The sequence below is a fragment of the Natronobacillus azotifigens genome (genome assembly GCF_026805325.1).
GTDB lineage: Bacteria > Bacillota > Bacilli > Bacillales > Amphibacillaceae > Natronobacillus > Natronobacillus azotifigens.
This window is the reverse complement of record NZ_JAPRAT010000012.1, coordinates 81,384-91,966: the sequence shown is the minus strand read 5'-3', so window position 1 is coordinate 91,966 and position 10,583 is coordinate 81,384. Positions and strand designations below refer to the sequence as shown.

General features: G+C 37.4%; 6 protein-coding genes. 1 reads left to right on the top strand and 5 read right to left on the bottom strand.

Going from position 1 to position 10,583, the window contains the following annotated elements:
• Positions 1-122: 122 nt before the first annotated feature.
• The 5 genes from OWO01_RS07825 to OWO01_RS07805 form a co-directional block, all read right to left on the bottom strand.
• Complete coding sequence (locus OWO01_RS07825; protein ID WP_268779887.1) at positions 123-1,130, bottom strand: potassium channel family protein; 1,008 nt, start codon at positions 1,128-1,130, stop codon at positions 123-125.
• A gap of 104 nt (positions 1,131-1,234) precedes the next feature.
• Entirely contained in the window at positions 1,235-2,710 is a 1,476-nt protein-coding gene (locus OWO01_RS07820) for a hypothetical protein (RefSeq protein ID WP_268779886.1), read from the bottom strand.
• 984 nt (positions 2,711-3,694) lie between these two features.
• Positions 3,695-5,344 carry an FAD-dependent oxidoreductase gene (locus OWO01_RS07815; protein WP_268779885.1) on the bottom strand — a complete coding sequence of 550 codons (1,650 nt, stop codon included), beginning with the start codon at positions 5,342-5,344 and terminating at the stop codon, positions 3,695-3,697.
• Positions 5,345-5,874: 530 nt separating this feature from the next.
• Positions 5,875-6,810, bottom strand: a complete 936-nt coding sequence (locus OWO01_RS07810) for a glycoside hydrolase family 43 protein (RefSeq protein ID WP_268779884.1) — start codon at positions 6,808-6,810, stop codon at positions 5,875-5,877.
• Between the two features lie 388 nt (positions 6,811-7,198).
• A complete protein-coding gene (locus tag OWO01_RS07805) occupies positions 7,199-9,985 on the bottom strand; it encodes a glycoside hydrolase family 3 protein (protein ID WP_268779883.1) in 2,787 nt (928 codons plus the stop codon).
• A gap of 176 nt (positions 9,986-10,161) precedes the next feature.
• Between OWO01_RS07805 and OWO01_RS07800 the strand changes: the two genes are divergently transcribed.
• Complete coding sequence (locus OWO01_RS07800) at positions 10,162-10,515, top strand: SpoIIAA family protein (RefSeq protein WP_268779882.1); 354 nt, start codon at positions 10,162-10,164, stop codon at positions 10,513-10,515.
• Positions 10,516-10,583: the final 68 nt, after the last annotated feature.

Here is a 10,583-nt window from a genome sequence, read left to right as displayed (position 1 = left end):
TTTTCCTGAATTCTACTATTCTTATCTTTTAATGGCACAATTCATGATCACAACTATTGGTATGGTTACCACCATTTACCGTTTTTTTCGTTATGGTAAAAAAGAGTAACCCCATGAAGAGATTACTCTTGCTCCGATTCCTTTTGTAGTGCTCTCACTTGATCATCTTTGCCAAGAATAATAAGAACATCTTTTTCTTCTAAAACTTCGTCCGGATTCGGATTAAAAATCATCTCATCCGAATTAGCTTTTTTCAATGCAATTAAAATTAAATCTGCCTTTTCTTTTATGTTAGCATCTTTAATCGATCGATCACATAGTTCTGATCCACTTGTAATCTCGATTTCATCCAAATCTAAATCAAGATTTCCTGCATGAGTGACTGTGTCTAAAAAAGAAATAACAGAAGGCCTAAGTAGCATAGATGCCATCCGATGCCCTCCTATCTCATTAGGAGAAACTGTTTTATTTGCACCAGCACGAAGCAGCTTATCATGCGACTTATGATTAATTGCCTTGGCAATAATGGTAAACTCATAATTTAATTCTCTCGCTGTCAACACGGTGAAAAGATTATCCGCATCTGTTGACAAGCTAGCTACTAATCCTTTCGCATCCTCTATCTTTGCTTTTTTTAATGCATCTTCAGTCGTAGCATCTGCAACGATTACATTAATATCATCTTCTTTGAGCGTATTCACAATATCGGGGTCGTTATCGATCACTACAAAAGGAATAGACCTAGCTTCTAAGGTCTGAATCACATAGATGCCCGTCTTTCCTGCACCACAAACGATATAATGATTGGTTAAACGTTCAATTCTGTCATTCATTCGCCGTGTCCTCCACGCTTCTTTCAGATTGCCTTCAAATATATAGCTAATAACAGTTGATCCTCCGTACCCAATAACACCAATACTGAAAATAATTAAGGCAATAGAGAATATTTTTGCCAAATCAGACATAGGTGCGACTTCACCATAACCAACAGTCGAGATCGTAATCGCCGTCATATAAATCGCATCTAACCAGCTTATTCCATCAAGAATTAGCCAATATCCGAGACTCCCTATGATAAAGAGGGCACATACTAATCCAAAAAAGAAAATAATTTTATTTCGATTTTTCATTGTATTACTCCAATAAAACGAGATTAGATTTTAATTCCCCTCCACACACTCTGGGAATCATTAGCATTATTATATCTTCTTCGTGAAATGAACACAATCAATATCTAAGATTCTCTCTCTTTATACGTTTTTGCCAACCTCATCCCAAATTCAAGGTAGCTTTCCTTGTGTTTCTCCATCTCTGTCAGCATTTTTGCAGACAAAATTAAGTTAGGATTCGTAACTTTTTCCCATTCCTCTTTAATAACACGATGATAGTTATTATTGCCTGACGTCTGATCAACAGCAATCGCGATTTTGTTCAGTTTTGCAAAGACTTCCTCCGCCCAATCAGTTAACAAAACTTCAGAACCATCGTATTGATACAACTTAACATTCGGCTTTCTACCTGTTAGTGCCGTTATATGATGATTTTCATTAGCCAAGCGCAATTCTTCTTCGGTCATAAAACGGCTATCCTCAAACAAACAAAACAACATAAAAATTTGCATAAAATGGAGCTGATTTAAACTAATACCTACTTTTTCAAACGGATTGTTATCAAGGATTCGAATCTCTAAATAACAAACACCCTCTTCTTCAAGACCTTTCAATTGTGACTCGCATTTCTTACGAGGTTTGAACCGTAAAGGCGAATAAAATTCTCCCTCATTTTGCAGAATATTACTATTTAATTGAATTTGTTCTCCATTCTGATAGATTCCTAATCTTTCATACTTATTGTGCGTTGTATTTAATAGTTTTCTAATATCAGATAGATACTCACTCAACTGGTTATAGGAAATATGCTGCTGATGTTCTACTTCGTTTGAATATCCAAAACGACTTACACGGATAGAAATCGCATTTTTTTGGTATGTTTTCAAACGATCTCGAAGATTGTGACACTGATTTGAAATAATGTCTAATTCTTTATCTAATGCAGATTCATAACTTTCATCATAAACCGGTGAAGCACCGAACAAATAAATCAATAACCATCGATATTTCATGAAATTTCTTGCCGTAGCAAAATAAATCTCATTTTGAAATGATTTTCTATCCATATCCCCACCATAATGGTGATAAAAAAAATCAATCAACGAATCTCCGAAAGAAAAATTATAATGGATACCAGATAACATCTGCCGTTTCTTCCCATATCGATGTGCTAAACCTTTACGGTAAATATACTTCTTCCGCCCTGATTCTGATTGATTGAATTTAGCGATCGGTATTTCTCTCTCATCATTTGGTAAAACCGGTGGCATACTTAATGGCCAAAGAAATTCATCATTAGGAACTCCATCATCGACTGTTTTATGTATTTTTTTTAATTGACCAAAAACTTCTGCTACACTTCGATATGGCTTTGTGACGATTTCTAATTGACTTTCCGCAAAATCTGTTGTTATTTCCGGGTTTTCTAATTTATCACCAAAAACTTCTGGATGATTGGTAACAGCCATTTCTCCTCCAGCAGTAGTGCGTTGGGTCTCTCTTTCCACTCCCCATCTTCCCTCGAGCAAGAAAGATGTATCTGGTAATCCAAAGATAAGATTCGATATCTGATTAAAATTCCAGTGTTTCTTACTATCCATCTATAATAAGCCCCTTTTACTACTAGTTTCTACTAGCGATTCAACCTATTACACCATATTCAGCTCCTTACACAAATACTACTGAAATTCTGCCATTAGCACTATTCGCTAAGCATCTCATCAAAGATAGCTGGTGTGTTTGCTCTTCCTATACTTAATTCCCAATTTTACATGAAATGAACCAATTTTTAATAAATAATTTCATTCGTCTATCCCGGAGCAATCGTCCGTTATTCCCACTTCACAACAACGAGAACACCAAGTTGTTTACGTGGGAGTAAAGAACGCTAGCACCCCGAAGGCTTCAAGCGCCTTTAGGTCATCCTTTAGGACTAACAATCAGTGGAGGAAAACCTAAAAACTCCCACTGATGGAAGTTTCACTTTATTATAATTGACGTAAAAAATTTTTTCTAGTTTAACACCTTTAAGCACCTGTTTATTTATTAGTAAATCGACAATCATCCTTAGCATCAGTATCCGAGCAGTCATTGAAACTGCTTTACTATATCAAACAAAAGGTATTGCAACTATTGATAGCTAATGAAAGAGGTAGGGAGAAAAGAAAAAAGGCAATATAATAACCGAACTATAGTAGAGGTTTAGTCAATTATGGTTTGGTTTTTTTCTGAGAAACATAATTAAGCACCTGAAATATGCGAGACTCTAGCGGGAATCAGCAAATGTTTTCGATGGGACGAGTAATCGCAGTCCCACGAGTCTGATGATCCACTCGGAAAGCGAAATTCACTTATCCGAGTTAGCTGAAGCCGTGCCCGCGGAAAGCAAGTATATTTCAGGTGCGGTGCTCTTCCACTTATTTATGCGAGAAGATTATTCGTATTTTGAGTAAAGGGATTTTTTTGTCCCACCTCTTTTTTGTCAGCACGAAGAAGGAGGTTACAATCTTGAAGAAAAGTCCAAGCTCAACTGGAAGCCAGATTGGAAAACTTACAGTTGCTCCGGGAGAAATTCTCGATATTTCTTATTTTGTGTCCTCTTTTTTTGTCCCACGATAAAATTTATGTCCACCAGATAAGTTCGATACATCTTTAAAACCATGGTTAATCAAAATGTTTTGCACAGCATTTCCAGTTGTACCACTATTGCAATAGGTCACTGTAGGAATATCTTTATCTAGCTCAGATAGCTTGTTACGAATTTCAGCATGTGGGACATTCACAGCGCAATCAACATGAGCAGTCTCGTATTGCTTAGAAACTCTCGTATCAATTATTTGGATTGGTTTCGACTGATCGATATCTGCTTGCACATCTTCTGTCGTCCGAATCGAACGACCATTATTTAATGCGTTATCCAAAATCATCCCACTATAATGAATAGGATCTTTTGTTGTCGAAAAAGGTGGTGCATAAGCTAGATCCAAATGGAAAAGTTCCTCTACCTTTGCCCCGTAAGTAATCAAGGTAACAAACACATCAATTCGCTTATCTACACCTTCCCTTCCTACAATTTGCACACCTAGTATTCTTTCTGTTTCTCGATCGGCAATCGTTTTGATACACATTTCTGTTCCATTAAAATAAGCAGGCTTATCTGGTTTTATGTTATGAGAGGTGACCGTATTATAGCCTAGTTCCTCTGCTTCTTTTTCTGATAAGCCTGTAGATGCAACCGTTAAGTCAAAAATTTTATAAATACTAGTACCTAAGTTACCGCGATATTGCAGTTTTCCTCCGGATAGAACATCTCCAGCAATTCGACCTGTTTTATTTGCAGTCGAGCCTAGTGGTCGATAAACTGGCTTTCCTGTAATAACTGAAAATGTCTCGATACAATCTCCACAAGCGTATACTTCATCCAGATTCGTTTGCATTCTTTTATTTACTTTAATCGCACCTGTTTCACCAAGGTCAATCCCAGCGTCTTCAGCAATTTTAACGTTTGGCTTTATCCCAGTTGCCATAATAATCATGTCACAAGATAATTCCTGTTCATCTGCCAACACTACCTTGTCTGATTTAATTTCAGTAATAGTTGTGTCTTTTAATATTGTTATCTTCTTTTTCTTTAAAATATCTTCTAAATAGGAAGCCATATCTTCATCAAGATTAGGCGTTATTTTAGACATTTTCTCAACGATGGTTACCTCTATGTCTTTCGCCATTACATTCTCTAACATTTCAAACCCAATAAATCCCGTTCCTGCAATCACCGCTCGTTTTGGTTTTTTCTCATCGATAAATCGGCGGATTTTTCGAGCATGTTCTACATTACGTAAAACAAAAACGTGTTCTTGCTCACCCCCTTCAACCCCTGGAACAAACGGAGTAGCTCCTGTTGCAATGACAAGCTTGTCATAACTATCATCAAAGGTCTCACCCGTTGATAATTTTTTTACCGTCACTACTTTTTGGTTCGGATCTAGTTTCACCACTTCGTGTCCATGAAAAACATCAATATTGTACTTTTTCTTGAAAAAAGCAGGGTCTCTAGGTGTGAGGGAATCGATATCCTCTACTTCGCCTCCAATATAATAAGGTAGACCACAGCTTGAGTATGATATATCTTTATCTTTTTCATAAATAACAATCTCTGCATTGTCATCATTTCGTCTTGCTTTAGCTGCTGCTGATGTTCCACCTGCAACAGCTCCAATTACGATAAGTTTCATTTTTTTACCCTCCGTAATGAATAATAGTTTGTAGATTCGCTTACTTTTGATTTATCTACAATAGACAACTTCAAATTTTTTTATCTAAGTAAAGTTTCTAATACAGTTATTTCTACCTTTACTATAATTAATTGCTAAAATCGTTTCAAACAATTGAACTCAAATTTACATGAAGTTTACATGATAAAGTGTCAGTGGGGGTTTTTAGGTATTCCCCCACTGATTGTTAGCCCTAAAGGCCTTTAAACCATTCAAGGGGCTAGTGTCCGTTACTCGCACTTAAACAACTTGATATTCTCGGTTGTTTTGAAGTGGGAGTCTTACGGACGGTTGCTCCGGGATAAAATAAAAATTAGCTAGTCTTGTCAGTGACGCTTTTGTGACAGGCTTTCTCATATCGAAAACGGTAGTTAACCATTCATGGTCAACTACCGTTTAAACATACTTCTTATAACAGCTATACAATTCTCCTGTAGAGCGGATCGCCTTTTTACCGTTTCATTACTTCAAGGAAAGTTTTAGAAAGCTTACTATTCAAAAGAATGATTCTTTATCCGATGATATTCTTCTTCCGTAATCGTTAAAACCGTCCCATGTTTGAATCCATAGGGAAAACCAAATGCAGAATCCGAACGTTTAAATACGCCAGATTCTAAGCTTTCAGCAACAAAAGGCACATATCCTTGGCCTTTTCCTTGCACACCGAAGAAATCAAGCAACAAGGTCCACTTTCCGTCTACCATCTTAAACGCTGTCGGTGCTTCATATGCCCCAGAACCTAGTTTACTCATTTCTTCATCAAATGAATAGACACGTTCAAACGGTCCGGTTATCGATTCACTTTTTAAAAGAATAACGCCTAATGGATTGTGCTCGCTTTTCACAAACAAGTAATACATCTCATTTTCTTCGTACATTGCGGAGTCAATCACACCACTATCTTCTTTACGGTATAATAATTGAGGTTCAGAGTAGTTCTGAAAATCTGTTGTTCGCGTATAGTAAATAGCCATTGGTCCAAAGTTATTGCTTCGATGTGGGGATGACCAATGTAGAATATAATCTTCATTCTTTTTATCATAAATAATATCCGGTGCCCACAAACAACCAAAGTCTTCTGTACCTAAGGTGATCATTTTTTGTTCAGACCAATGAACTAAGTCCTCAGATTCCCACATCACAAGATCATGGCTTCCATGGCGAGCAATGTTTCCCCATGAGTGTTCGTACTGATTTGGCATCCCGTATGCTAGTGACAAATCTGTAGCAAAAATGTAAAACTTACCATTGTTTGCTCGAGAAATCGTAAAATCTCGAACACCTTTATCTCCTTTTATACTCCAGAGAATCGGGTTACCATTATTGACTTCTTCCCATCGATAACCATCTTTACTTAGACCAAAGTATACTTGTTCACCATCAGGAGTTTTCTTTTCTTTGAAATGAACGAATAAATAGTGCTGCATGTTTCATAGCTCCTTTGTTTAAAGCAATAAGTGAAACTCTGCTCGGATCGGATCAGGGTTAGGTCCCCTCGCTGATTACTAGCCCTAAAGGATGACCTAAAAGACCCTTGAATCATTTAGATTACTAGCATTTGTTAGCTCACTTAAACCTTTTTAAGTGGGAGTCTTACGATGATTGCTCCAAGATGAGTGGTATGAACATTGACTCTTACACATTATCTTAATTATAACGATATTGTAAGCGTTTTATCAAGATGGATATACAATTTTTTTCAATTAGAAAAGAGAAATACGAGCAAAGCAAATACCTTATGCTCTAGCAGCACAAATTTCTGTCAGCTACAAAGAAAAAAGATGCTTCCATAAATAATGGAAGCACCTTGGTTTATTAAACTTGCTTGAACTCGATCCCACCTATGTGAATACCAGGTTTGGTGAATTCTAAATTCAACGCATAGAAACCGGTTTCTAATTCGATTTTCACTAACTTCTGTTTGATCCACTTTCCATCTGTTCCGTTAGAATTGACCGTAGTCATAATCTCACCATTTAACAGTACATTACAAGCGGTTTGTGCTAAATCTGTTCCTGGCGACATCAGATTGACAATAATACGATAATATCCAGGACGATCCACCTTCAAATAAGTGGTTGCTTGAGGATCAGGATGTACAGTAGAATCTTCTGTTAGCGAATGAAATTCAGCTGGTGCTAGGGTAGCATCTGAATCAAACTTCACTACTTGTTCTGCCATCACTTGATCTCGAGAGAAGACGGGTGCATGCATAAGGAAATCACAAATATTCATCGCGTTACGTTGCAATTCTCCACGTGTTAACGAGCCATCTTCTAAAGATGCGATCGTGTTATCATTTGTCGCATTCACTTCCGCTCCATAATTATTTACTACCATATAGAGATCATTTTGTGCGCGAATCATAAAATTCGTGTTTTTCACATCCTCAGGTCCGCCTGCGATACAATCATTCATCTTCGCCCACCAGTCGGTCATAACAATGCCATCAAATCCCCATTCTTTTCGCAGAACAGTAGTATTTAAATCATAGTTTGAAGCCGCCCAATGGCCATTTATAGGATTGTATGATGTCATGACACCTTTGGCTCCGCTCTCTTTAATCGTCATCTCAAAGCCCTTGAGATAAATTTCTCGCAAGGCTCGCTCCGATACAACCGCATCCACTTTAGTACGAGCATGTTCTTGACTATTACAAGCGAAGTGCTTCAATGTCGCATGGGCACCATCTTTCATAATTCCACGAGCATTGGCAATCGCAAAGACGCCTGTAATCAGTGGATCTTCAGAAAAATACTCAAAATTACGACCATTTAATGGACTTCGGCGAATATTCATTCCTGGTCCAAGTAACATATCAATCTGATTACTTATTAACTCTTGTCCTTCCAATTCAAACAAATCTTCTACTAACGCCGTATCCCATGTACAAGCTAGTAATGTTCCAATCGGCACTTGTGTAGCTTTGTGTCCACTATCCATTCGAATACCAGAAGGACCATCAGCCGTACAACCAACTGGAATTCCATAATTGAACAAACTGTCACTGACCCCACCGAAAGCTGAAGCAGTTCCTGGGGTAACCAATGGACTACTCATACCCTCTCCTCTAACAATGGTTGCAAGTTCCTCATCCGTTAATTGAGCGATAAACGTTTCCATCGTAATCTTCTTTTCCGCTACATCTTTCAACGTGTATCCTTGATTACCGGTTTGCGCCAAAGTTTCTGGAAGGTTCTTTTCAATTCGATCTGCTAAAGAAATTTGACGTTTTGGCACATCCACATACGTTAATTCATATGTACCATCTTCGTTTCGTTTACCTGGCTTCATTCTCGTGAAATCATCAATTGGTGCTAACACTTCTTCCAATTGCTCAATCACTTGTAGTTCTTCCACTACATAGCCATCTCCACCTGCTACAGCTATTTTTTCCAGATCCCTCACGCTGTTTCCTACATAGAGATAATAGGTTCCACTTTCCATCACATAAGCAGATTGATAACCCGTTACTCCGCTATCATCATAGGAGCACATCATTTGAACAGGGAACTGTAGTGTAAGCATATCTGTTTCGCCCGGCTGAAGTAATTTTGTTTTTTCAAAAGCAGCTAATTCTTTAGTTGGCTGACCTAACTTTCCTTGTGGTGCTTCATAATAAGCCTGTACAACTTCTTTTCCTGCAAAAGTAGTACCCACGTTCTTAACAGAAACTTCGATTTCAAAAAAGTCTACATTATCTTTTGTTACTACTTTCGCATCACTTGTTTCCACCGAAAAGTTAGTATAAGAAAGTCCATACCCAAATGGGTATTGAACTTTTTCAGGACAGAATGTTTCAAAATATCGATAGCCTACATAGATATCTTCTTGATAGACATTCTTAAGTTCGCTTCCGTGATTCTTCGTAGATGGGTAATCATCAATCGAGTATGCAATCGTATCTGTTAATTTTCCACTTGGTGTTACGTCCCCAACTAACACATCAGCAATCGCATTTCCGCCCTCCATACCACCATGCCAAGCATAAATGACACTCGGAATCGGATGAACAAAATCTTTATCATTAAGCCAGTCCATATCAATAATATTTGATACATTTAACACCACTGCTACTTTTTCAAAATACGTACTGACAATTTTAAGCATCGCTTTTTCATCTGATGTGAGTTGATAACTTCCAGGGGCATCCGCATTATCCTGGTCTTCTCCAGCAGTTCGTCCAATAACAACTATAGCCTTATCGGAATGATCTCTTGCCGCAGAAACAAGATCAGCTGACAAAGGCATTTCTTTTTGATGCCAAGGTTCTGCAGCCCAACCGCCGCCGCCATCATCAAATGGATTATCTTTAATCCAATTTTCGTACACACTAGCCAAATCCTCATTAATATTTATACTAGTTTTGTTTCGCAGACTATCTAGAAGGTTTGTCGTATACGTTACATTGACACTTCCGCCAGAGCCTGTTCCGCTTCGATAGTAATCTTTTTGTATTCTTCCAAATATGGAAACCTGTTCTCCTTTATTAATCGGAAGCACTTGTTCTTCGTTTTTCAATAAGACAGCACCATCAGCTGCCACTTTTCTACTGAATTCAGCAAAACCTGGTAAGGGTATTCCTATTTTACTTTTACTCATTAGATTTCCTCCATTTTTTCTTAGTATTTAAATTACCATATTTACATCTTAACAGAAAACGCTTTCGTAAAAAACAGATATCATAAAAATTTTATTCACACAACCGATAGATTCGTTTGAGCTATTGTCTAACTGGGTAATAAACACATATAAAGACACATTTAGGAGGGAAATTCATGATTAAAAAATTAGAGACTAGTGAAAAAAACATTTTAGAATATGAAGTATCTGATGAGATCACAAAAGCTGAAGATGACATGATTTTACGAGAAGTAAAACAGGTAATTGAAGAATACGGAAAAGTAAATCTACTCGTTCGCTTAGTGAATATTCCTAAAGTAGAACTTGCTGCTATTAATAACCGTTTCGATTTCGCCAAACAGTATATGGACAGTATCGATAAATATGCTGTGGTAACAGATTCTAGCGTTATCTCAGTAGTAGAAAAAGCAGTCGATGCTTTTACGGATCTCGAATTTAAGACTTTCTCTTTTGAAGAAGAAGATGTAGCACGTTCATGGATTCGCTAGGGGTGTAATTACAATACTAAACTCATTAATTAAATGAAAAAGAGAGAGGAAATATATCCTCTCTCTTT